Annotated in this window: 23 protein-coding genes; 2 read left to right on the forward strand and 21 right to left on the reverse strand. The window is 47.1% G+C overall.

What is annotated here, in order from left to right; genetic code table 11:
• Positions 1-156: 156 nt before the first annotated feature.
• Complete coding sequence (locus tag BLQ13_RS22295; RefSeq protein ID WP_090923886.1) at positions 157-1,767, forward strand: YifB family Mg chelatase-like AAA ATPase; 1,611 nt, start codon at positions 157-159, stop codon at positions 1,765-1,767.
• Positions 1,768-2,050: 283 nt separating this feature from the next.
• On the opposite strand, the gene BLQ13_RS22300 is transcribed toward BLQ13_RS22295, so the two are convergent.
• The 8 genes from BLQ13_RS22300 to rplS form a co-directional block, all read right to left on the reverse strand.
• Positions 2,051-2,602, reverse strand: a complete 552-nt coding sequence (locus BLQ13_RS22300) for a nitroreductase family protein (protein ID WP_090923887.1) — start codon at positions 2,600-2,602, stop codon at positions 2,051-2,053.
• Positions 2,603-2,779: 177 nt separating this feature from the next.
• The gene (locus BLQ13_RS22305) at positions 2,780-3,178 is read right to left on the reverse strand and encodes a YraN family protein (protein WP_090923888.1); all 399 of its coding nucleotides are present in this window, start codon (positions 3,176-3,178) and stop codon (positions 2,780-2,782) included.
• Positions 3,172-3,483, reverse strand: a complete 312-nt coding sequence (locus BLQ13_RS22310) for an EscU/YscU/HrcU family type III secretion system export apparatus switch protein (protein ID WP_090923889.1) — start codon at positions 3,481-3,483, stop codon at positions 3,172-3,174. Before BLQ13_RS22310 ends, BLQ13_RS22305 begins: the two co-directional genes overlap by 7 nt.
• Positions 3,480-5,594, reverse strand: coding sequence for a hypothetical protein (locus BLQ13_RS22315; protein ID WP_090923890.1), 2,115 nt, complete (start codon positions 5,592-5,594; stop codon positions 3,480-3,482). Before BLQ13_RS22315 ends, BLQ13_RS22310 begins: the two co-directional genes overlap by 4 nt.
• A 31-nt stretch (positions 5,595-5,625) precedes the next feature.
• Positions 5,626-6,330, reverse strand: a complete 705-nt coding sequence (locus BLQ13_RS22320) for a ribonuclease HII (protein WP_244159417.1) — start codon at positions 6,328-6,330, stop codon at positions 5,626-5,628.
• A 413-nt stretch (positions 6,331-6,743) separates the two neighbouring features.
• Positions 6,744-7,607 carry a ribosome biogenesis GTPase YlqF gene (gene ylqF / locus BLQ13_RS22325; RefSeq protein WP_090923891.1) on the reverse strand — a complete coding sequence of 288 codons (864 nt, stop codon included), beginning with the start codon at positions 7,605-7,607 and terminating at the stop codon, positions 6,744-6,746.
• Between the two features lie 37 nt (positions 7,608-7,644).
• Positions 7,645-8,265: a signal peptidase I gene (gene lepB / locus BLQ13_RS22330; protein ID WP_090923892.1), complete on the reverse strand. Its 621-nt coding sequence runs from the start codon at positions 8,263-8,265 to the stop codon at positions 7,645-7,647.
• A gap of 304 nt (positions 8,266-8,569) precedes the next feature.
• Positions 8,570-8,911 (reverse strand): 50S ribosomal protein L19, encoded by a 342-nt coding sequence (gene rplS, locus BLQ13_RS22335; RefSeq protein ID WP_024630190.1) that lies wholly within the window; start codon positions 8,909-8,911, stop codon positions 8,570-8,572.
• Between the two features lie 405 nt (positions 8,912-9,316).
• Between rplS and BLQ13_RS22340 the strand changes: the two genes are divergently transcribed.
• Positions 9,317-10,264, forward strand: coding sequence for a polysaccharide deacetylase family protein (locus BLQ13_RS22340; protein ID WP_167375817.1), 948 nt, complete (start codon positions 9,317-9,319; stop codon positions 10,262-10,264).
• Positions 10,265-10,362: 98 nt separating this feature from the next.
• Here BLQ13_RS22340 and trmD read toward each other — a convergent pair whose 3' ends face one another.
• The 13 genes from trmD to fabG form a co-directional block, all read right to left on the reverse strand.
• Positions 10,363-11,124 carry a tRNA (guanosine(37)-N1)-methyltransferase TrmD gene (gene trmD, locus BLQ13_RS22345; protein WP_090923893.1) on the reverse strand — a complete coding sequence of 254 codons (762 nt, stop codon included), beginning with the start codon at positions 11,122-11,124 and terminating at the stop codon, positions 10,363-10,365.
• A gap of 1 nt (position 11,125) precedes the next feature.
• Positions 11,126-11,638: a ribosome maturation factor RimM gene (gene rimM, locus BLQ13_RS22350; RefSeq protein WP_090923894.1), complete on the reverse strand. Its 513-nt coding sequence runs from the start codon at positions 11,636-11,638 to the stop codon at positions 11,126-11,128.
• Positions 11,639-11,942: 304 nt separating this feature from the next.
• On the reverse strand, positions 11,943-12,173 hold the full coding sequence (locus tag BLQ13_RS22355; protein WP_090923895.1) for a KH domain-containing protein: 231 nt from the start codon (positions 12,171-12,173) through the stop codon (positions 11,943-11,945).
• Between the two features lie 23 nt (positions 12,174-12,196).
• Positions 12,197-12,469, reverse strand: a complete 273-nt coding sequence (gene rpsP, locus BLQ13_RS22360; RefSeq protein WP_056700527.1) for a 30S ribosomal protein S16 — start codon at positions 12,467-12,469, stop codon at positions 12,197-12,199.
• Between the two features lie 54 nt (positions 12,470-12,523).
• Entirely contained in the window at positions 12,524-13,900 is a 1,377-nt protein-coding gene (gene ffh, locus BLQ13_RS22365; protein WP_090923896.1) for a signal recognition particle protein, read from the reverse strand.
• A gap of 68 nt (positions 13,901-13,968) precedes the next feature.
• Positions 13,969-14,319, reverse strand: coding sequence for a putative DNA-binding protein (locus tag BLQ13_RS22370; protein WP_090923897.1), 351 nt, complete (start codon positions 14,317-14,319; stop codon positions 13,969-13,971).
• A gap of 269 nt (positions 14,320-14,588) precedes the next feature.
• A complete protein-coding gene (trhA, locus tag BLQ13_RS22375; RefSeq protein WP_090923898.1) occupies positions 14,589-15,236 on the reverse strand; it encodes a PAQR family membrane homeostasis protein TrhA in 648 nt (215 codons plus the stop codon).
• Between the two features lie 135 nt (positions 15,237-15,371).
• The gene (ftsY, locus tag BLQ13_RS22380) at positions 15,372-16,385 is read right to left on the reverse strand and encodes a signal recognition particle-docking protein FtsY (RefSeq protein WP_090923899.1); all 1,014 of its coding nucleotides are present in this window, start codon (positions 16,383-16,385) and stop codon (positions 15,372-15,374) included.
• A gap of 97 nt (positions 16,386-16,482) precedes the next feature.
• Positions 16,483-20,052, reverse strand: coding sequence for a chromosome segregation protein SMC (smc, locus tag BLQ13_RS22385; protein WP_090923900.1), 3,570 nt, complete (start codon positions 20,050-20,052; stop codon positions 16,483-16,485).
• A gap of 189 nt (positions 20,053-20,241) precedes the next feature.
• A complete protein-coding gene (gene rnc, locus BLQ13_RS22390) occupies positions 20,242-20,940 on the reverse strand; it encodes a ribonuclease III (protein ID WP_090923901.1) in 699 nt (232 codons plus the stop codon).
• Between the two features lie 13 nt (positions 20,941-20,953).
• Positions 20,954-22,192 (reverse strand): beta-ketoacyl-ACP synthase II, encoded by a 1,239-nt coding sequence (gene fabF / locus BLQ13_RS22395; RefSeq protein ID WP_090923902.1) that lies wholly within the window; start codon positions 22,190-22,192, stop codon positions 20,954-20,956.
• Between the two features lie 174 nt (positions 22,193-22,366).
• Positions 22,367-22,600 (reverse strand): acyl carrier protein, encoded by a 234-nt coding sequence (acpP, locus tag BLQ13_RS22400; RefSeq protein WP_024630176.1) that lies wholly within the window; start codon positions 22,598-22,600, stop codon positions 22,367-22,369.
• A gap of 151 nt (positions 22,601-22,751) precedes the next feature.
• Positions 22,752-23,501 (reverse strand): 3-oxoacyl-[acyl-carrier-protein] reductase, encoded by a 750-nt coding sequence (fabG, locus tag BLQ13_RS22405; protein WP_090923903.1) that lies wholly within the window; start codon positions 23,499-23,501, stop codon positions 22,752-22,754.
• Between the last annotated feature and the right edge of the window lie 134 nt (positions 23,502-23,635).

Consider the following 23,635-nt stretch of genomic DNA (forward strand, 5'->3'; position numbering starts at 1 on the left):
TCAGGATTCAGACAAACTCATTGCAGTTCAATTCACACCGGGTTGACGCTCTGATTCCTTTTATATAAAATGCTAGTAGAAGCTGAGGAAGCACCTTAATTCGAGACTGGCTCGCCCTGCGCGTAGCCCAACATTCGAGTGAGGTGTTTCTTTGTTATGTATGGAAAGTTGTATAGCTCGTGTCTCTATGGAATTGACGGTGTATTAATTGAAGTTGAAACGGATTTATCTAATGGGTTGCCTCTGACTTCAATTATCGGACTACCGGATTCGGCGGTCAGAGAAGCTGTGGAACGCGTTCGGGCGGCGATTAAAAACTGTGGATATCAGTATCCTTTGCAACGAATTACGATTAATCTGGCCCCAGCTGATCTGCGTAAGGAAGGTTCCTCCTTTGATCTTGCTATTGCCATTGCTTTACTTACAACCAGCGGTCAACTTGTTCTTCCCCCGCAGGAACGCACTTTAGTTCTCGGGGAACTGGCACTGGATGGTTCAATCCGGCCCGTTCCCGGAATATTGTCGATGGTTGATCTAGCCAAAAGGCAAGGCTTTACTTCGGTTCTGCTCCCTTATGAGAACGTGGAGGAGGCGCGTTTGATTCGTGGAATCGGGATCTATGGGCTTCAACATCTGAAGGACCTTGCTCCTGGTCATACCCTTACATCCCAAGGTTTAAATGGCAACACTTCAGGGGGAACAACGAGTGCGGGGCCAATTATTTTAAAAGACTACAGTCACCTTCATATCTCTGGACCTTCCAGTGCACGGTCCATTCATGGTAGAGAACTTCTCTCTTATCCACATGAAGACTATAGTGATGTACTTGGACAGCATCATGTCAAGCGTGCACTTATGATTGCCGCTGCGGGCATGCATAATATCATGCTGGTTGGCCCACCTGGTACAGGCAAAACGATGCTGATTAAACGATTACCGACGATTTTACCCCCTTTATCGGAAGAAGAAGCACTCGAAGTAACTAAAGTGTTAAGTGCGGCGGGACATCTAAAAGAAGCTCCTCAAGGACTGATTGCAGACAGACCCTTCCGGTCACCTCATCATACGATATCCACCTCCGGCTTGATTGGAGGTGGCGGCATTCCAAAGCCAGGCGAGGTCAGTCTAGCCCATCGCGGAATTCTGTTTCTGGATGAACTACCAGAGTTTCAGCGTCAGGTTCTTGAAGTACTAAGACAGCCGCTTGAAGATCAGACGGTTACAATCAGTAGGGCAAGAGCTGCGTTCACATTTCCTGCACAATTTATGCTGGCCTGTTCGATGAATCCCTGTCCCTGCGGATATCTGTCAGCTCAGGCGGAGGACCAGCGTTGTATCTGCAGTCCGGCTCGCGTTGCAGCATACAGGGCCAAAATTTCGGGCCCACTGCTGGATCGTATTGATCTCCAAGTCGAAGTTCCCCCACCAGGAGATTGGCGTATGGCTGGCACTTCTCCTTCATCTGTCGAGATGCAGTCCAAAGTGATGGCTGCCCATGCCATTCAGGCCAAACGGTACACGAACCGTTCAGTGCGCTGGAACAGTCAGCTCTCTGGCACATTTTTACGGAAGACAATCCATCTACCTCGTGAAGCAGAGCATTTATTGGATCAAACGATACAGACGTTGAACCTGAGTATGCGTGCCCATGACCGAATTATGAAAATGGCACAAACTATTGCTGACTTGGATCATGAAGGTGAGATTGTGACTGCCCATGTCGCGGAAGCAATACAATATCGGCAGTTAGACTTGAGTTTATTTTAATACGGATATTCAGTTGCTAAACAAAAGCCGTATTTGAACTCTGCTTACATGTTAATGAAGAGTACCTATACGGCCTGGTTGGCATCATAAGCACATCCAAAAATTGAATTGGCGGTTACACTTAAATCATAAGATAAATGAATGTCTCTTTTCAAAAAAAGCTTATCGGAGGAGATATTGTGGGAACATCAAACAGTGACAGGAATTTGGTTTATGACAAAACACTATTTGAAAATGATCATATAAAAAAGACCACATGTATGTGGTCTCGAATGAAGTTCTTTTATTCAAATAACGTTAGCTTCTCCTTGGCAGGTGTACGCTCTTTCGCTGATGGAATGACCTCGGGGTATCCCATATAGATCATTCCAATAATTTTTTCTCCTGCCTTGATACCTAGTGGCTTCCGAAATTTAGGTGCATATAAAAAAGGTTTGGTCACCCAAAACGTGCCTATATTTTCGCTCCATGCTGCAAGCATAAAGTTCTGAACCATGGCGCTGACTGCGGCGAAATCCTCATCCCAAATCGCTTGTCTCGGATCTTCCTCCAGCACAACAAGCAAAATAGCAGGCACCTGTTGTACACTCCCCGAAAACTTGTTATCCTCACCCATCTCAGCTTCAATGGCCTCTGCGAGCTTTTTACGTCCTTTGCCATTGAACAACACAAATCTCCACGGCTCACGCAATTTATGGTTAGGTGCCCAAACGGCTGTATCCAGCAAATCGATGATTTGCTCCGTTGGAACAGGATCTTTCTTGAATTTTTTGACGGTGCGGCGATTCTCGATCGCATGGCGGACTTCGTTGATTGTCTTCGTCGTTTTACTCATGGGTCATGCCTCCCTCTCCAAATGGTACACACCAGGTTGCAATTTCATTATACACCTCTCTGTTAGCCAGATTCAAAGGACAGCAGATAAGAGAGAGTTCCGGATCAAATAGAAAAAGATGAACTATAGACATTATACTCGTCTAAATGCTCATCCTTTTTATCAACTAACTCCAAGCTAAAATGCATTTTCTAGATGATTTATGGACATGATCTTGCCAAAATGGTTCATCATCACCGCAATAACATCAAATCGAATTTGACGAGTATGTTCTCCGCTCATTTGGATGTAGACTCCAGCCGTTGAACGAACCTGTTGCATTTTGCGCTGATCGACAGACTCTTGTGGAGTTCCGAATCCTGAATTGGAACTTCGGCTTCGCACTTCAACAAATATTAACAAATCTTCACGTACTGCGATAATATCGACTTCTCCGCTACGACAACGCCAGTTTCGCTGGAGGATAGAATAACCCTGGTTCACTAACCAGCGGCAAGCTTCCTCTTCGCCAATCTTTCCCTTCTGCTGACGGGTCAACTTGCCACTAGGTTTCTGGCCAGATCCCTGTTCTACCATGATTCGTTATCACTTCGGCCTGAGGCAAGCCGATCGGCTCGATAAACATAGGTAAGCACTTCTGCTACCAACTGATACAATTCTGTCGGGATCTGTTCATCCAGATCCAGCTTGGAGAGCACTTCAACTAAAGCTGCGTCTTCCTGTACGGGTACGCCGTTTTCCTTAGCTTTGTCCAGTATGGCTTCAGCCACTTTGCCGCGGCCTTTGGCTACGACAACAGGTGCTTCACTTTCTCCCGGGACATATTTTAATGCAACTGCTTTTTTGGATAAAAGCTCCGGCTGTGGTAATTCCTCTTTCATACCTTGAAATCCACCCCTTTGTATCGCTCAGGGCTATAATCTGCAGCAGTCATCTTCCGCTCCATCCCGAGCTCCTGCCCTGCTGGCCAAGGTTCTGTCCGGAAGGTCAATAACTGATATCCAAGCTTGTCGAGCGATTGATGAATGATTTCACGTCCACTCTCCAACAAAGCTCCCATTTCTTCCCGATCATTAAGTACACGCAAACTGACAATGTTATTGACCACATGTACATCGACAAGGGTATGTCCCAAACTTCTCATATCCAAGTCAAACAGCAGACGGCAATTCGAAGCATCCAATTCCCCGCGCTGACCGCGGCGTGATTGAATCTGCACAGAGGCCGTCTGTTCACCGTCCGGACCTGTGATGGGGATAAACCAATGCATTTGCGCAAACGCTGCACCGCGATCGGTTGTGAGCAATAGTTGCTGACCTGTCAGGTATTGTATGGCTTGATTGGCGGCATCTTTCAGCGCCGCCGGGGCACTGTCGCTGCTGGCCAACTGCAGCAGCAAACCCTTGAGCGAGTCCGTGTTCGCCGGACTCGCTCCCTCGCCCACGCGCGGCTGCATCGCCGCGCCGTGAACGGCCTGCTGCTCGTGCTCTGCACCGAGCAGCTTCAGCACGCGCCCCACCCACGGGTCTCCCCCGTGGGTGACGGGCGTATGCACTGCCGCCGCACCTGCGGGAGCGGCGGCAACACTACCAGCCGGCTGCGCATCAGCGCCGGCTGGCAAGGGCTGCGGCGAGCCTGCGGCAGCCGCAGCCACTTGGCCGCCCTGCTGCGCAGCAGGGGCGGCTTGTGTTGCCGCACCCGGCTGTGCCGGTGCGGCAGTGGACGCGCCGCGCAGCGCGTCCAGCAGCGCCAGCAGCTTTGGCGCCAGCTGTGCTGGCGTAGGCGCTGCTGGCGCGGCCTGCCCTGCTGCGGCAGGTGTCGCCGCAACAGCAGGCGTGTCTGTGCGGCCGTCTGCACGCACGGCCGCACCTTCCGGCTGGCCCGCACTTGCACGGCCAGCCGCCGCATCCGCCGCCCCAGGTGTACCCGGGCGGCTCGCAACTTGGCCCGCATCCGCAATACGCGGCGGGCCTTCTCCAGGTATTCCGGTACCCGCCGGAATACCTGCATTCCCTTTGCCAGCCGTTTCCGTTTGGCTGGAAACACTCTTCGCAGCAGTCTCAGCTCCTGCTGTCTGTCCACCATTCGCCTGGCCTGCATTCAGCGGCACGTTACCTTTGGCTTGTTGCCCCTGATCTGATGCCGCACCTTCAGCAGCATCTGTAGTCACTCCTGCACCCGCCGCTGGAGTGGTCTGAACCTGATTCGGCTGTGACGCTACAGGAGAGGCTACGGGTATTACGACTCCTGGCCTGCTCACATTTACCGCTGGCGCTCCCTCTTCTGGCTGGACAGCAACATTAGTAAAAGTCCCAGAAGCTCCCGCCTGTCCTGTGGACGCCCCCGCTTTTAAGCCTGCTGCTGCTTCGCCGCCAGGAAACGGCTTACCTGCCACCGTTTGAGACAAAAACGACTCCAGTTGATCCGCAAGACCACTTAACAACTGATGCAAAGGAGGCCCAAATACAGTTTGATGTAAACCTTTCACCGTTTCGGCCGTAACAGGCAGGCCCCTCTGAAAAGCAATGCCCGCCGCCTGTACCCATTCCTCCACAGGCACCTGTGCAGGTTTGGCTACCATCATGTTTTGCACCATGGCTACGTTATCCTTGGTCAGCGGAAGCCCACTGCGTTGCATAGCAAGTAACAATTCACGGTTGTCTTTGGTATCCGCCAAACCTACCTCTTGCAACAAGTTATTCAGTGAAGCCTGCGGCAGTTCTGCAAGCGAGCCAGCAACAGGTTTCATTACCGTTATGCCGTTTTCACCTGGAGGTTGAACCTGCAGAAGCGTCGTCTCACCCGGACGGAGCGGTGTCTCCAGTTTGGCACGCACCTGCACCCCTTGAATCTGGAGCACAGCCTCTCCACCATCATCCGATACACTGACGACAGATCCACGAACGACCTGACCTTCTTTTAATTCGAGCGGCTTGGCGTTTCCGGGCTTACTGTCTCCCATTAAACCACGAATCATAGAGCTGATATTCAACTCGTTCTCCCTCCTTTCCGTTCCCTTTCAATTAAAACAACGTATGCTGCTCACCTAATAAATTACCGAGAAAGCTCCGCCGATGCATCGGTGTTGCGCCGAGTGCCATAATCTGTTCCCGATGAAATTGAGTTGCATAGCCTTTATGTACGGGCAGACCATATTCCGGGTATAACGTATCCCATTCTTCCTTGCACAGCCGATCTCTCGTTACCTTGGCCACAATAGAAGCCGCTGCGATCGATTGGCTATTTGCATCCCCTTTAATAATAGATAACTGCGGTATATTCAAATCCACCTTTTCCGCGTCCACCAGCATGTAATGAGGTGTTACATCAAGTGCCTCTACCGCACGTTTCATGGCCAGTCTGGCGGCCTGTTTAATATTAAGACGATCAATCGTTTCCGCATCTGCATATCCTACACCTACAGCCAGCGCGTTCTCCATAATGATGTCATATAACGTATCACGTTTCTTTTCTGACAACTTTTTAGAATCATTGACCCCTTCCAAAATAAGCCCTTGAGGCAAGATCACGGCCGCCGCAACCACATCACCAAACAAACATCCTCGACCCACTTCATCAATTCCTGCGATATATTCAAACCCGCTACCCCAATACTCCCGCTCATACACCAAAAGATCCCGAGGTTCGCTAGTTTCTTTTTTCTTTTTCTTCGGTTTGCGTTGCAGTTCTGGCAATGCAAGCTCCGGCATTTCATGGTTTGCTGTCATTCTGTTCATCTCCTCACCCATGTTTCATGTAGCTGTGTAATCCCATGTAATGTATATAATTAATTAGACGTAGGCTATCGCATATTTGTTCTGATTAATCGTATTCCTGCACAATGTTTCGTGTTAAAAGTATGATTTTAAAAAATATCCTGATGTCTTCATTTATCGGTTGTTCTAGCGTTAAATTGAATACATACAAACTGATGTTCTGCAAATTTTCAACATCATTTATCATAGCATGATTTCAGGACACCTCCTATACAGAACAAACAATTCCACCAAGCACACTTAACTTCATTTTTTTACCATATTCATACTAGCTTTATATCCCCTTAGCCTTCAAAACACAAAAAGGCCGTTCCCGGTAATCCGGTAACGGCCGCTTCTTTCGGCTCTTGTAAGGATATTTTCGATCAGTAAGGAGCTTCCATGGAGAAACGCCCCATCTTGCCTGCTCGTAATTCGCGCAGAAACGCTCGTGATGCTTTCTCCAGATCAATCCGTCCACCACTGATGACACAACCGCGAATTCGGCCAACCTGCTCCATAATGGCAATAACACTGTCCGAATCGTCCGCATCTTTGGAGAACTCCTGAAGACCATATCTCTCTTCCAGCGCATCCCAATAATAACGCATCAGATAACTGATTCCGAAAAATGCGATATCTTCTGCATTCAGGATTTCTTCTTTGATCGCACCCGTCACAGCAAGTCGGTAACCCACATTTTGATCTTCAAATTTCGGCCACAGAATACCTGGGGTGTCCAGCAGTTCCATTTCCTTGCCTACTTTAATCCACTGCTGACCTTTAGTTACACCTGGGCGATCTCCAGTTGCAGCAATGCTCCGTCCAGCCAAACGATTGATTAATGTGGATTTACCTACGTTAGGAATACCGACAATCAAGCCCCGAACAGCTCGGGGATTAATGCCTTTAGCCAGTTGACGATCAATCTTCTCCTTTAGAAGAAGTCTTGCCTGAGCAGGAATATCTTTGACATTGGTACCTGTTGAAGCATCCACAGGGAACGCTGTAATGCCTTCTTTTTTAAAATACTCAATCCACTCTTGCGTCACTTTGGCATCCGCCAAATCCGACTTATTGAGCAAAATCATGCGGGGTTTATCCATCAAAATCTCGTCAATCATCGGATTACGGCTGGAGACAGGCAGACGGGCATCCAATAGTTCGATGACCACGTCAATGAGCTTCAACTTGTCCTGAATCTGGCGTCTGGCTCGGGTCATATGACCTGGAAACCATTGTATCGTCACCTTGTCTTCACCTCATTTAATACATACTTTAAGTTTTTTAGTGGTTAATCCACTTAATTTCTCCAATAGGCCAGAAAATAACATCAGCACGGCCAATAATATCTTTCAGCGATACATAACCGATCATTCGGCTATCTGTACTGTTTGGTCGATTATCCCCCATAACAAACACATGACCCGCTGGCACCTTGCCGTCTGGGAACTGTTCGTTCGGGAAATCCTTCACGTTATACGTTCCACCACTCGCTTCAGCCGCATCAATAGCACCTTGGATGTAGGTCTCATTAACCTTTTGTCCATTTACCGTTACGGTGTCTCCCTGAACCTGAACCGTATCTCCCGCAACTGCGATAACACGTTTGATGAAATCCCGTCCTTCGGAAGGTACATGGAAGACGATCACTTCACCACGTTTTGGCTCGCGGATATCGTACAGTATCTCATTGACAATGACACGTTCTCCTGTCGAGAAATTCGGTTGCATGGATGGCCCGTCCACCACAAATGGTTTAAAAAGTAACCAGCGAATCAGAATAACCAGCACGAGTGCAATGACAATGGCCTTCAGCCACTCGACTATTTCATTTTTCGCTTTTTTGGATCGATTATTTTTTTCTTCCGCAGGTAAGCTCTGGTCCTGTTGAACTTCTTGTTCCATTCAAGATCTTCCTCTCTTCACAGTACATGATTATAGCAGTATACATTCAGCTTTTTGCTTCCTCCCTATATAAAACTAGAGAAAACAAATTATTCAACTCAGTTATGTAATTCTTGCAGCCAAGCATTACAACCGTACATTGAACCACAATTCAAATGCCTTGGATAACTGATGTCACAATCCTCCCGGACTTTACGCCGCATATCCGCCATACCATTTTACTCGGAAGTGTACCTCCGGTTCAACTTTTCCCGGACAAAAACGAAAAGGGCTTGTCTCCAAGCCCTTCCCGGTATCCGTTATATTAACGAATTTCTTTAATTCTCGCTGCTTTACCGCGTAGTTCACGAAGATAATAAAGCTTCGCACGACGCACTTTACCACGGCGAGCCACTTCGATTCTATCGATTTTAGGGGAATGAAGCGGGAAAGCTCTTTCCACACCTACACCGTAAGAAATTTTACGAACTGTAAAAGTCTCACTGATTCCACCACCACGGCGTTTAATCACAACACCTTCGAACAATTGGATACGCTCACGAGTTCCCTCGATTACCTTAACGTGCACTTTCAAAGTGTCACCAGGACGAAAACTCGGAATATCTTTGCGAAGTTGTTCTTGTGTAATCGCTTGAACGATATTCATCTATGACTCCCTCCTTCCGTACAGGCGTTCATACTTCTTCCAGAGATCACCTTGTCTCTTTCATTATCCATAGAGGACCGCCGTATTCCACATAACAGAATTATTGTATCACGTGGCACATTAAAACACAAGCTAAATAACCAAATTTATAATAGATCGTCTTACATCCATCTGTGTTTTTTATTAACAGCCCATAGTTCGCAATTCTCGTATCCATTTCTTCTCTTAATTAGTAAATAGGTGAAAAGTTTTGGTCCGTTTTTAAAAAGTCAACCACTCTCGTGGATAAAATAATGTAACTTTCCGACATAGAAGATCGTCTATCATATACTTAAAAGCTCATTACACGAGCAGCGTAACGAATTTTAAGAAATAGATGAATTCTAAAGGAGAACCAGGAGAGACATGAAACACATCAGAAAATTATTGCTAGCCTCACTTGCCATGCTCACATGCACCGTTACATTATACGCTTATGCTGTTAATCATCCCACCAACGCGTTATCCCACAAGGCCTGCTCGTCTTGGAATATCGTACAACGTAAATTCTTCACATTAACTCACTCGGACTTTTCGCTGCATTCCAAGCTGGATCGCTCTAACTTTGTTATCAAACAAGGCACGGCTACAAAAGTTCCTGTTCTCATGTATCATTATGTTACACCAAAAGTATACAATCACGAGCCAAAGAATAAATCCATCATTGACCTGGATGTGTTCGAGCAGAATATGAAATATTTACACGAAAATGGGTACCGAACCGTTACTCTGTCTCAGCTTGAACAATACGTTAACGGTGAAATCTCGCTACCTGAGAAATCATTTGTCATTACCTTTGATGACGGATATCAAAACAATTATACGCTGGCTTATCCCATACTCAAAAAATATCATTTCCATGCTTCCCTTTTTGTCATAGGTAGCCGGATTCAGTCCACACCAGTCGCTTTTAACCCTAGTAAAAAAAGCGATATCTCCAAGCAAGAGATGGCCGCAGGAAGCGATGTATTTGAGTATAATAGCCACACCTTTAACCTGCATCACAAAGGATATATGGTATGTGGAGACGATCTGCCCGTTACGCTGGATACCAGCCTGCTGGATCACGATATTGAGCAGATCAAACATATCGGTATCAATACGCCATATATCGCCTACCCTTATGGATATTTCAGTGAACAAATGATTTACAAACTCCATCAGCATGGATATCGCATGGGATTCACGGTTAGACCCGGATTTGTTCACCCTGGGGATTCACCCATGGTTTTACCTCGCTTAACCGTTACAAATGATACCGATCTCCCTACCCTGCTACAAACGGGTTCCAATATACTCAGTGAGCGGTTCTAGATTAGTAATACTTTCAAACGAATAATTCAATTCTGCCTTGATTAAATCAAAAAAGCCGATGGATGCAGTCTAAGCTGTCCACTCGGCTTTATCTTTACCTATCTCTTATCTTGTTCAGCCCGGTATTGCTCCAGCCATCTCCGTTCCTTCTCCGTCAGATCTGCCGACTCCAACAGTTCAGGTCTGCGCTCCAACGTACGAATCAGCGATTGTTCTCTACGCCAAGCCTCGATATTCAGATGGTGTCCAGACAAGAGCATATCCGGCACTTTCATGCCTCTAAATTCAGGCGGGCGAGTATAGTGAGGATACTCCAGCAACCCCGTACTGAATGAATCCGTCACTGCACTTGTCTCGTTACCGAGCACCCCCGGAATCAGCCGTACAATGCTATCAATGGCCACCATAGCAGGTAGTTCTCCGCCAGTCAGAACATAGTCACCAATAGATAGTTCATCCGTCACCAGAAACTCGCGGATTCGTTCATCATATCCCTCATAATGACCGCAGATAAAGATCAGATGATCTTCTTGAACCAGTTCTTCTGCCTTTTTCTGTGTAAATGTCTCACCTTGCGGACACATCAAAATAATCCGGGGCGCTTTCATTGTGGCGGCAGCTTCTCCGCGCTGTTGCAAAACATCCTCTACAGCAGCAAAAATCGGATCAGGTTTGAGCACCATACCTCCACCGCCGCCATATGGTGCGTCATCCACAGTGTTATGTTTATTGGTTGCGTAATTTCGGAAATTGGTCGCCCCAAGCGAGACAAGCCCTTTGGCCTGCGCTTTACCCAGAATGCTTGTGCCAAACACACCATCGAACATTTCCGGGAATAACGTTAATACATCCACCTTCATGTTACAGCAGTCCTTCCATCAGGTGAATCTTGACCTGCTTCTGCTCTACATCCACATCCAGAACAACATCGTCAATCACCGGAATTAGCACTTCTTTTCCCGCCGGTGTTTTGACTACCCACACATCATTCGCACCTGGGGTCAGAATCTCCGAAATCGTCCCGAGTGACTCTCCCTCTTCCGTAATGACAGTGCATCCTACGATTTGATGGAAGTAATACTCCCCTTCTTCAAGTTCAGCAAGGTTTTCTTTGGATACTTTCGCTATCCCCCCCTTGAACTTCTCCACTTCGTTAATGTTGCCGTATTCTTTCAGACGAACGATATACATATTTTTATGCAGACGCGCAGATTCCACTGTAACTGGCACCGGATGATTATCCGGAGTAAACAAAAACAATTCAGCATTTTTGGCGAAACGTACTTCTGGAAAATCAGTCAAAGGCATGATCTTTAACTCTCCACGAATTCCATGCGTATTCACAACTTTCCCTACATTCATAAACTCTGCCATACAATCCTCCTACGAAATTCAATCAAAATAAACAGGTATTTCAACTCTCGTACAGCCGTTCCGGCGACGGTTCGTTCTTCCGATCGCTGTTACCCCCTCATTTTTTGAATTTATAATTTAAAGGTGAAAATGAGGTGATAAAGGCGAACGCTAACGCTTCTCCAGAATCGATTCCGTCCCCTACACTGCTTTCGATGTCATGCATACCAAAAAAAATTTCAATTTAATATCTAATCTAACATATAAAGTTCAGCATGCACGAAAAGGGGCTAGGACATGCATCCTAACCCCCTTTCGTATATCTTTAAGATATGATATCAACGGTAACCCGTTTATCCATCTTAACTGCTGCTGATGTGACGACCGTGCGAAGAGATTTTGCGATTCGTCCCTGTTTTCCGATCACCTTTCCGACATCGTCGGGATGCACCGTCAACTCATAAACGACAAGCCGGTCTTTCTCAATCGTCCGAACCGCCACATCATCCGGATGATCGACCAAAGCCTTAGCAATTATGCTTACTAATTCTTCCATAGATGACCCTCCGAATCAGCACCTTATTTAGATAATTTGGACTCGTGGAATTTCTTCATCACGCCCGCTTTGCTCAGCAAGTTGCGGACAGTGTCGGATGCTTGCGCACCGTTTTGAAGCCATTGCAATGCTTTATCTTCATCGATCTTAACAACAGCCGGTTGTTCAACCGGGTTGTAGTAACCGATCTCCTCGATAAAACGACCGTCACGTGGGGAACGGGAATCCGATACCACTACGCGGTAGAAAGGAGCTTTGTGAGCACCCATACGTTTCAGACGAATACGAACTGCCATTTGAAAATTCACCTCCTTCAATGAAATCTGGTTCTCATGTAAACGGCTGTTCAATCAACGGAAAGGAAACTTCATTCCTTTACCGAGACCTTTCAACTGTTTCATTGCTTTATTCTTGCCACCCTTAGGACCCATCATATCCGAGAATTGCTTCATCATACGGCGCATCTCATCAAACTGCTTGATCAGACGATTCACCTCTGCGAGTGACGTTCCACTTCCGGTAGCAATCCGTTTCCGGCGGCTATGGTTAATCATATCCGGGTTACGCTTCTCTTCCGTTGTCATTGAATAGACAATCGCTTCGATTCGGCCCATCTGTTTATCATCGACCTTCAGGTCCTTCGCTTGTTTCATCTTGCCCATACCCGGAATCATATCCATGATCTGGTCAATTGGTCCAAGCTTTTTCACCTGATCCATCTGCTCCAGGAAATCCTCGAACGTGAATTCTGCATTCCGCATCTTGCGTTCCATTTCCTTCGCTTTCTCGGTATCGATATTGGACTGTGCCTTTTCAATCAAGGACAACATGTCACCCATACCAAGAATACGTGAAGCCATACGTTCCGGATGGAATGGCTCCAGTGCATCAAGCTTCTCCCCCAGAGAGGCAAACTTGATCGGGCAACCTGTAACTGCTTTAACAGACAGTGCCGCACCACCACGTGTATCGCCATCCAGTTTGGTCAGTACAACCCCGGTCAGAGCAAGTTGCTGATTAAAGTGTTCCGCCACATTAACGGCATCCTGACCTGTCATACTGTCGACAACGAGTAATACTTCATCCGGGTTCACTACACTGTGAATCTGACGCAACTCTTCCATCAGTTCTTCATCAACATGCAAACGTCCGGCTGTATCCACGATCACATAATCATGTCCGTTATCTTTTGCGTGTTGCAAACCTTGGCGAGCAATCTCCACCGGGCTTGTCTGATCACCGAGGGTGAACACTGGCGCCTTCAACTGCTCTCCCAGTACTTGTAACTGCTTGATCGCAGCCGGACGGTAAATGTCGCCTGCAACCAGCAAAGGTCTGCTATTTTGCTTTTGCAACATTTTTGCCAGTTTACCGGAAGTCGTCGTTTTACCCGCACCCTGTAAACCAACCATCATGATCACTGTAGGTGGTTTATTCGACTTCGCCAGCTTAGCTTGACTTCCACCCATTAACTCTGTTAATTCTTTGTTAACAATGTCAATGATGACCATTCCGGGTGTAAAGCTGTCCATTACTTCTTTGCCGACAGCCTTCTCTTTCACTTTGGCGATGAATTCCTTGACCACTTTGAAGTTTACATCCGCTTCAAGCAATGCCAGACGTACTTCGCGCATCGCTTCGGCTACGTCTTCGTCAGACACCTTGCCTTTGCCGCGCAGCTTGCTGAACACATTCTGCAATCGGGTCGTTAATCCTTCAAATGCCATGATCCCACCTCCTTCATGCTTTAATTCCATTTTAAAACTGATTCGTCTTACTTCACTGAAAACAATGGTTACTCTCCCAGCAAAGCAACGAGATCGTGTATTGGTTTGTTGTTATCCACGGTAACGCCAGCGCGTTCCAGTGCTTGTTGTAAATCTTCAAGGTAGCGGCTGCGTCTTTCATACTTCTCAAGCAAGCCAAGCTTGCTCTCATAGTTTTCAAGCACTTGTTCAGCACGCTTGATATGTTCGTATACCGCCTGGCGGCTGATCTCAAACTCGGCTGCAATTTCACCAAGTGAAAAATCATCATGAAAGTAATATTTCAGAAATGTTTGCTGCTTCTCTGTCAACAATGATTCGTAAAAGGCAAACAGCAAGTTAATCCGGTTTGTTTTCTCAAGCCGATTTTCTTGACTCATATCGGGGCACTCCCTTCGTCAAGGAAAAACACTTTACACTCTTGCAACGTTCCTAATAATACCTAAAACAAATCAGGATGTCAAGCAAAAATACTTGTCACAATAAAAAGAAACGATACGCCTGCCATGAACAGTTTAAAACTGCCATCTTTAGGCGTTATAAAGCCTCATTTTCTGTCCATTCAATAAAGCAAACTAGAAGTCTTTCAAACCAGAACCAAAAAGAAAAACGAAACATCCCTAAAGAAGAGACGATTCGTTTAACGCTTCTAACGAAGTGGTGTCAGATAGATTAAGACCGCAAAGAAATGCAGAATACTGCCTGCCAGTACAAACAGATGCCAGATCGCGTGGTGAAACGGGAAACCTCTCCATACATAGAACAATGTCCCCAGCGTATACATCAGGCCTCCTGCAACCAATAGTACAATCCCCCCTGTGGGAATTGCTGACACAAGCGGTTGCCAAGCAATTACGATCAGCCACCCCATCGCAATATAGAAGATCGTCGACATAAACAGAAACTTCTTGGTGAAAAAGGCTTTGAAGATCACTCCGGCCAGTGCAATGCCCCAGATGACACCGAATAGCGTCCAGCCCAGCGTTCCGCGAACTGCGACGAATAAAAACGGCGTATATGTGCCTGCAATAAACAGATAGATGGAAGAGTGGTCAAAAAACTCAAACAAGTCTTTTGCCTTGCCCTCTTTGAGCGCGTGCACCAACGTTGAATTCGTATAGAGCATCAGCATGGTAATACCATAAATTGTAAAACTAACAACATGCCAGGCCGTGCCTTTCATACTGGAAAATACAATTAACAACACTAACGCAGCTACACTAAGTGCAGCACCGATTCCATGTGTCACGGCATTGGCGACCTCTTCACGGCGGGAATAGGTATAGGTATTGGCCATATCAACCTTCCTTTCTAACCCATTACAATATCAGTTACCTTTCATTATACACGTATTGCCGATGACATTACACGTGAGCTCTCACATGATGCAGCGGCAATACGGTGAACATGATTATTCATTTACGACCCAAGATCAGGATTGTGTATTCTCTTCTTCGGCATTCTCTGCCGGTTGCTCCTGAATTAATCCTGCGAACAACGCGTGAACAAATTGCTCAGAATCAAATTCCTGCAGATCATCAATTTTCTCCCCAAGACCAACGAGCTTCACAGGCAGGTCCAGCTCCTGACGGATTGCCACTACAATACCACCTTTGGCTGTTCCATCAAGCTTGGTCAACACAAGACCCGTTACTCCACTTTTCTCTCCGAAAAGTTTGGCCTGATTCAGCGCATTTTGTCCCGTCGTCGCATCCAGCACCATGAGCACTTCATGCGGCGCACTTGGAATCTCACGCTGAATGACACGATAGATTTTGTTCAGCTCGTCCATCAGGTTACTTTTATTTTGCAAGCGGCCTGCCGTATCACATAACAACACATCGGCTCCGCGTTGTTTCGCGGCCTGCACCGCATCGTACATCACAGCAGCCGGATCAGAACCGGATTGCTGTTTGATCACATCAACGCCTGCACGCTGTCCCCATACTTCAAGTTGCTCGATCGCTCCGGCGCGGAACGTATCTCCAGCGGCCATAATTACTTTTTTCCCTTGCTGCTTGAAACGGTGAGCCAGCTTGCCAATCGTCGTTGTTTTACCAACACCGTTCACACCAACAAACAAAATAACCGTAATGCCATCCAGATTCATTTTCAGTTCATTGTTTTGTTCCCCACGAAGCAAATCTGTCAGTTTCTCGGACAACACAGGCTGTAACTCAGCCGCATCCTCAATTTTGCGTTTCTTCACTTCTGCGCGCAGGTCTTCGATCAGATTCATGACCGTATTGACGCCTACGTCTGCCCCGATCAGAATTTCTTCAAGTTCCTCGTAAAATTCCTCATCAATTTTTTTGCGGCGAATGACCAGATCGGTTACTTTTTCCACAAGCCCTTTGCGTGTCTTTTCCAGGCCATCCTTAAACTGTTTAGTAACCGACTCCGTTTTACTTGCAATGCTGTCCCGTAGCTTTTTAAAGAAACTCATAAAGCCCCTCCATCGTGTAGATAATTAAATCGTAAATGGTCATGATTTTGTAAAATTAAATGAATCCTATTTGAAGCACACAGCAATCTCCATGCAATTAGGCGATGTCTGCTTCCTCATCATCCAGTTTAACCGAAACGAGCTTGGATACTCCGCCCTCTTCCATCGTAACTCCGTATAAGACATCTGCCTCTTCCATCGTGCCTTTCCGGTGCGTAACCACAATAAATTGGGTTTGTTCAGAGAACTCACGCAAGTATTGGGCGAAACGAACGACGTTCGCCTCATCCAGGGCAGCCTCAACTTCGTCCAATACGCAGAATGGCACAGGTTTCACGTGCAGAATGGCAAAGAGCAACGCCATCGCCGTTAAGGCCCGTTCTCCCCCCGACAACAGTTGCAGATTTTGCAGTTTCTTACCCGGTGGCTGGGCTACGATATCAATGCCTGTTTCAAGGAGTCGCTCAGGGTCCATCAGAACCAGATCAGCACGTCCACCGCCAAACAGCTTCGTAAAGACGGTACCAAATTCACGACGGATCGCGTCAAATGTAAATTTGAAACGCTTCGCCATTTCATCTTCCATTTCCTTGATAACCTGATACAGTGTCGTTTTGGCTTCCACCAGATCATTCTTCTGTTCGTTCAGGAACTCATACCGCTCATTCACCCGCTGGAACTCTTCGATTGCACCGAGATTCACATCGCCAAGAGCCGATATTGCACGTTTTAACTTCTGTACCTCAGCTTGTGTGCTCTCCACATCTTCAGGCACTGGATAACGTTCTTTGGCAAGCTCATAGCCTAACTCATATTCATCTGTCAGCTTACGCAAAATATTTTCCAGTTCAACATCCAGACGGTTCACGGAAATTTCAGTCTGACGCATCTGCTCTTCCACCGCTTTGAGCTGTGTGCGCTGCTCCTTCGTTTCACTCTCGGCCAGCTCCAGCTTTTTCGACAGTTCACTGCGCGCGGCACGTTTGAAGTCCAATTCTTGAGATGCCTGTGCCTTTTTAAGCTTGTACTCGTTTAAATCTTCAATCTGTTTTACACTTTCACTCTGTGTTTTCTTAAAATCAGCTTCCATCGAAGCGAGCAACGTACGATTCTGTCGCAGATCTTTGACTAGTGAATCAACCTCTCGCTCCAATCTCCGCAATTGCTCTTCATTTGAGAAGCGTTCCTGATCCAGCTTACCTTCCCGGACTTTCAGTTCGGTCAGCTGTGTTTGCAACTCTTCTTTTGCAGACTCATTGGCCTTCCGGGCAAACTCTGCTGCATGAATAGCGCGATGAGTTGCTTTCTCCTCTTCCTCAAGTTGCTCAAGTTTTTTCTCCGCTTCAACCCGGGATTTGTCCAGTTCCTTAATTTCTTCCGTAAAGCCGTTCTTTTCCTGACCTGCCACAGCGACCTGCTCCAATACATGGCGCAGTTCATGCTCAACCTGCTTCATCTCCATCGAGGCCTGTTGCTCTGCATTTCGGGTATCGTCACCAGACTGACGTAGCTGATCCAGCTTGTCCTGACACTGCTCCAGCTGAGCTTTGACATCTTCCACACTGCGATGCAGTTTCACAATCTGCTGCTCGGTATCCACAATATCTTGATCCAGCTGATCCAGTTGCCGCTTGCGGCTGAGCAGACTGCCATTTTTTTTGTGCTGACTGCCGCCAGTCATGGAACCGCCAGCGTTGACGACATCCCCTTCGAGGGTTACAACACGGAAACGATACTGACAACGTGCCGCAATTTTATTCGCAAACTCCAACGTTTCTGCAATGATGACATTTCCGAGCAAGCTACCGATGATCGAGGCATATCTTGAATCATACTGTACAAGTTCAGCACCGATGCCAACAAAACCGTCCATACCCTCAACCATCGAGCGTTCACCTGCACCGATTGAACGAGGACGAATAACGTCCAGCGGAAGAAAGGTTGCACGTCCCAACTGACGTTGCTTCAAGAAAGCAATAGCCTGTCTGGATACGGCCTCGTTCTCCATGACGATATGCTGTAGCGCAGCCCCCATCGCTGTTTCTACCGCAAGCTCGATCTTTTCGGGAACTTTAACGAGTTCTGCCACAGCACCATGTACTCCGTTTAGCGTCCCCTTTCGAGAAGCTTTGAGCACTTCTTTTACGCCCAGCATGAAGCCGTCAAAATCATCTTGCATTTCTTTCATCGTATCCCGGCGGGACACTTGTGCTTCGCGCTTTTGCTCCCATTTACGTACAGTACCACGGCTCTCTTCCAGGAGTTTTTGCAAAGACTGCAGCCGTTCGCTTTCCGAAATATAACCCCCACGCAGTTCACTGATTTCCTTACCTAACCGAACCACTTTTTTCTGAATCTCTGCTTTACGGCCTTCTAACGTCTCTTTCTGTTCTTCCCATTTGCCGGATTCTTCTGATGCACGGTTCATTCTGCGCTCCAGCGTTTCTTTTTGCTGGTCCACATACCGTATTTCGTTTCGTGCCTGCGCCATCTGATTCATCAGTTCCAGCAAGTTCCCTTTGAGGCTCTCCTCCTGCTGCTGACTTATTCCACCCGTAACACCGATAAGCTTAGCTTCTTCTTCAGACAAACGATTTTTTACATCAGCCAGTTCCAGTTCAAGCTTGCCAAACTTCTCTCGCAAGGCAATCAGCTCAGCTTCACGTTCCTGATGTCTCTGCTCGCTCACCGCCAGCGTTTCCCTCAGTTGCTCCTGATTCGCTTGCAGATTACGCGAACGTTCCCGAAGAAGTTCTCCATGCCCTTCGCTTTTCTCTGTTGCCTCACTAAATTGCAACAAAGCAGCCTGAAGTTCTTCTGTCTCCGTTTCCAGCAGACGCAGTGCATTGCGATCATTCTCCAGCTTTGCATCATGTGTGGATACAATCGCCGCCAATCCAACTTCTTCGTGTTTTAGCAACTCCAGGCGTTCACTCGCTTTGCTCCAGGAAGCATGAATCTGTTCAATCTGATACACATACATCGAAATTTCCTTCGATTTGAGTTCGGAACGAAGTTGCTTGTAATGCATGGCTTTCTCGGATTGTTCTTTCAGCGGGCCAATCTGATCTTCCAGTTCGGTTACAAGATCGTGAATACGTAGCAGATTTTGCTCTGTCTCATCCAGCTTGCGCGCTGCATCCCGTTTGCGGGATTTATATTTAACGATTCCTGAAGCCTCTTCAAAGATTCCACGGCGATCCTCTGAACGAGTACTCAAGATCTCCTCAATGCGTCCTTGTCCAATAATCGAGTAAGCCTCTTTACCGATCCCCGTATCCATGAACAGTTCTGTGATATCTTTCAAGCGACAGGATTGTTTATTGATAAAATACTCACTGTCCCCGCTGCGATGAACACGACGGGTCACGGTTACTTCACCGAAATCCAAAGCGAGTGCATGATCCTCATTGTCCAGTGTAAGGGAAACCTCTCCGTAGTTGACAGCTTTACGCGCATCACTGCCTGCAAAAATAATATCTTCCATTTTACCGCCACGCAGTGACTTGGCACTTTGCTCCCCGAGTACCCAGCGGATACCATCGGATATATTACTTTTACCGCTTCCGTTCGGACCTACAACCGCTGTAATGCCACGAACAAATTCCATTTCCGTTTTGTCGGCGAATGACTTGAATCCACCCAATTCTATTCGTTTCAGAAACATAGGGCTTCTCGTCACCTCCTCTTGCAAATTTCAAATAATACTTTAAGCACTTAGTTAAAAATCCGATAATGCCTCCCGAGTCTCTTTACAAAAAAAAGAGCAAAAAGCAGTCCGGCCGATTACTTCCGCCGGGGCGGGCCCGCGGGCTGCTCTTTGCTCTTCGTTTGTCTAAGCGCTGCCTGGTACAATTCAGGCCTCCGGAAGCTTCAATCGTTCAAGCGCCGCAGATGCTGCCTGTTGTTCCGCCTCTTTTTTGGAGCGTCCTGTACCTCGGCCAAGTCGTTCTTGGCCCATATGGACCTCCGAGACAAACTCACGTTCATGGGCTGGTCCCCGCTCTTCGACGATCCGGTACTCCAGAGCCCCCATATTGTGATGCTGTGTGAGTTCCTGCAACTCTGTTTTGTAATCACTCATTTGCAGCTTGCTGCCAACAACGATTAACGGAAACACATGCTGATCCAGAAATGCTCGCACAGGTTCAAGACCCTGATCCAGGTATAATGCACCTATAAATGACTCGAACACATCCGCCAGAAGAGCTGGACGTGTACGTCCTCCAGTTAACTCCTCACCTTTTCCAAGAAGTACATATTGTCCAAAACTAAGCGCTTCAGCAAATTTGACCAGGGAAGGTTCACAGACAATGGATGCCCGCATCTTTGTTAGTTCTCCTTCCGGACGGTTAGGATACAGATGATACAAGTACTCCGATACAGTCAACTCCAATACAGCATCGCCCAGAAACTCCAGACGTTCGTTATCCTGATGTTGACTGAATCGGTGTTCGTTTACGTAAGAAGCATGGGTAAACGCTTGTTTTAGAAGCTGCCTGTTGTCAAATTTGATTTGAAGTTTTTGTTGTAACTGCTTCAGATCTTCACTCAAACGAACTAGCCCCTTATGCTTCAAATTTTTTGAGAATAATGGTAGCGTTGTGACCGCCAAATCCAAATGAATTGGACATTGCTACATTCACTTTGGTTTGACGTGGAACGTTAGGCACGTAATCCAGATCACATTCAGGGTCCTGATCTTCCAGGTTGATCGTTGGAGCCAGTGTCTGATGTGTCAGGGACAATCCGCAGATAACTGCCTCTACACCACCCGCAGCGCCAAGCATATGGCCTGTCATGGACTTGGTGGAACTTACGGCAAGCTTGTACGCATGATCGCCAAACGCCTTTTTGATGGCTAACGTTTCGGAACGGTCACCTACTGGTGTTGAAGTTCCGTGTGCATTGATGTAATCCACTTCTTCCGGCTGAATGCCTGCATTGCGAAGCGCCATCGTCATACAACGTGCTGCTCCATCTGGATCTGGTTCTGTCATATGGTGTGCATCACCTGTCAGACCGTAACCGATTACTTCACCGTAGATTCGTGCGCCACGAGCCTGAGCATGTTCCAGAGATTCCAGAATCAGAATTCCGGCACCTTCACCCATAACAAATCCGTCACGACCTGTATCAAAAGGACGGCTTGCCTTTGTAGGATCGTCATTACGTGTAGACATCGCACGCATCGCGCAGAAACCTGCAAGTCCAGTTGGCCTAATGGTTGCTTCAGCACCGCCGCAGATCATCGCATCTGCATCGCCATTGGCAATCAACTTGAACGAATCTCCAATGGAGTGTGTTCCTGTCGCACAAGCGGTAACAACGTTGATGTTCGGTCCTTTGGCACCAAGTGAAATGGACATCTGTCCAGATGCCATATTCGAAATCATCATCGGAATAAAGAACGGGCTCACACGTTTAGGGCCTTTTTGCAAAAGCGCATTGTGCTGATCTTCCCAAGTTCCCAATCCACCAATACCAGAACCAATTGATACACCAAAACGTTCTGCATCAATATTTTCGTTGATTTTCAGACCACTATCTTCAACAGCTTTGAAACCAGCTGCCACAGCGAACTGTACAAAACGATCCATCTTCCGTGCGTCTTTTCGATCCATATATTCTTCCGGGTTGAAATCTTTGATCTCGGCTGCAATCTGTGTCGTGTATTCACTAACATCAAATGCCTCAATCTGAGAAATTCCGGACTTTCCTGCCATTAAACTGCCCCAGAACGTCTCTATATCTTTTCCGAGCGATGTCATTACGCCCATTCCGGTAATTACAACTCTTTGTTTCAACCGACTCACCTCTATATCGACTGCATTACGCAAGTATTTTGTGGGAATATCCGCAGACTCGAATGCAAGACGCCTCTCCAAAGATCAGCAGGCACCTTGTCTGCGGGATGTGAAAAACCAATGAATGATGAGAAGTCCCGCCTGTTCGAAAACAGGAGCGGGACTGAATTGACTTTAGGTATGAGATTGTATGTAGTTTACAACTTCACCTACGGTCGTAATTTTTTCTGCATCTTCATCAGAGATTTCCAAATCGAATTCATCTTCCAATTCCATGACCAATTCCACTACATCCAAAGAATCAGCACCCAAATCTTCTTTGAAAGATGCTTCAAGTGTAACTTCAGCTTCGTCTGCGCCCAAGCGGTCGACGACGATGCGTTTTACACGCTCCAATACATCGGACATCCGGTTCACCTCCTCCTTGGTATTATACGAGAATCGCAGGCAAAATGCCATAGAAGACATATGCGGCTCCCGGCCGGGGAACCCGGCCTTTTTCCGGCATTTCGGATCGTCCAGCGCCTGTTCCCCGACTTTGATTCAAAGCCCAGGAAATTTACATGTACATGCCGCCATCGACATGCAGTGTTTGACCTGTCATATAAGATGAAGCTTCTGATGCAAGGAATGTAACCACACCAGCAATTTCATCCGGCTGTCCCAGACGGGACAACGGAATGCCACTAAGCATACCATCGACCAGCTCCTGAGACAATTCCTTGGTCATATCGGTTTCAATGAAGCCTGGTGCAACACAGTTCACCGTAATTCCGCGAGAAGCAAGTTCTCGAGCAGAAGCCTTCGTTAAACCGATAACTCCCGCTTTGGCAGCCACGTAGTTGGCTTGACCCGGATTACCCAGCACACCAACGACAGAAGAGATGTTAATAATTCTTCCTGAACGTTGTTTCATCATTGGACGTGTTACTGCCTTCAGACAGTTAAACACCCCTTTAAGATTCGTTTCGATAACTTGATCGAACTCTTCTTCTTTCATCCGCATAATGAGGTTGTCCCGTGTAATCCCCGCATTATTCACCAGAATATCGACATTGCCCCATGCTTCAAGCGTTGTTTTCACCATCTGTTCCGCTTCAACCATCTGACCTACATTCGCCTGAATCGTAATCGCCTGAACACCTTTTGCACGAATCTCTTCGGCCACTTCCTCTGCCGCAGCCTGACTGCCCGCATAGTTTACAGCAACATTCGCTCCGGCTTCAGCCAGGGCAAGTGCAATACTGCGGCCAATTCCGCGGGATGCTCCGGTTACTAATGCATTTTTACCTTCTAACGGTTTAGACATAACCATTCCTCCTCTCCCTGAATCTACACAAGTTGAACTTCGATTATTTACACAGCCACTCCGATGACAGAATAACCTTTCAATCGCTGTTATCCCCAGGTTTTTTCTGTCCTCTCCGTTAAAGTGTAAATAAA

Origin of the sequence: Paenibacillus polysaccharolyticus (assembly GCF_900102085.1) — a bacterium.
In the GTDB taxonomy this organism is placed as follows: domain Bacteria; phylum Bacillota; class Bacilli; order Paenibacillales; family Paenibacillaceae; genus Paenibacillus; species Paenibacillus polysaccharolyticus.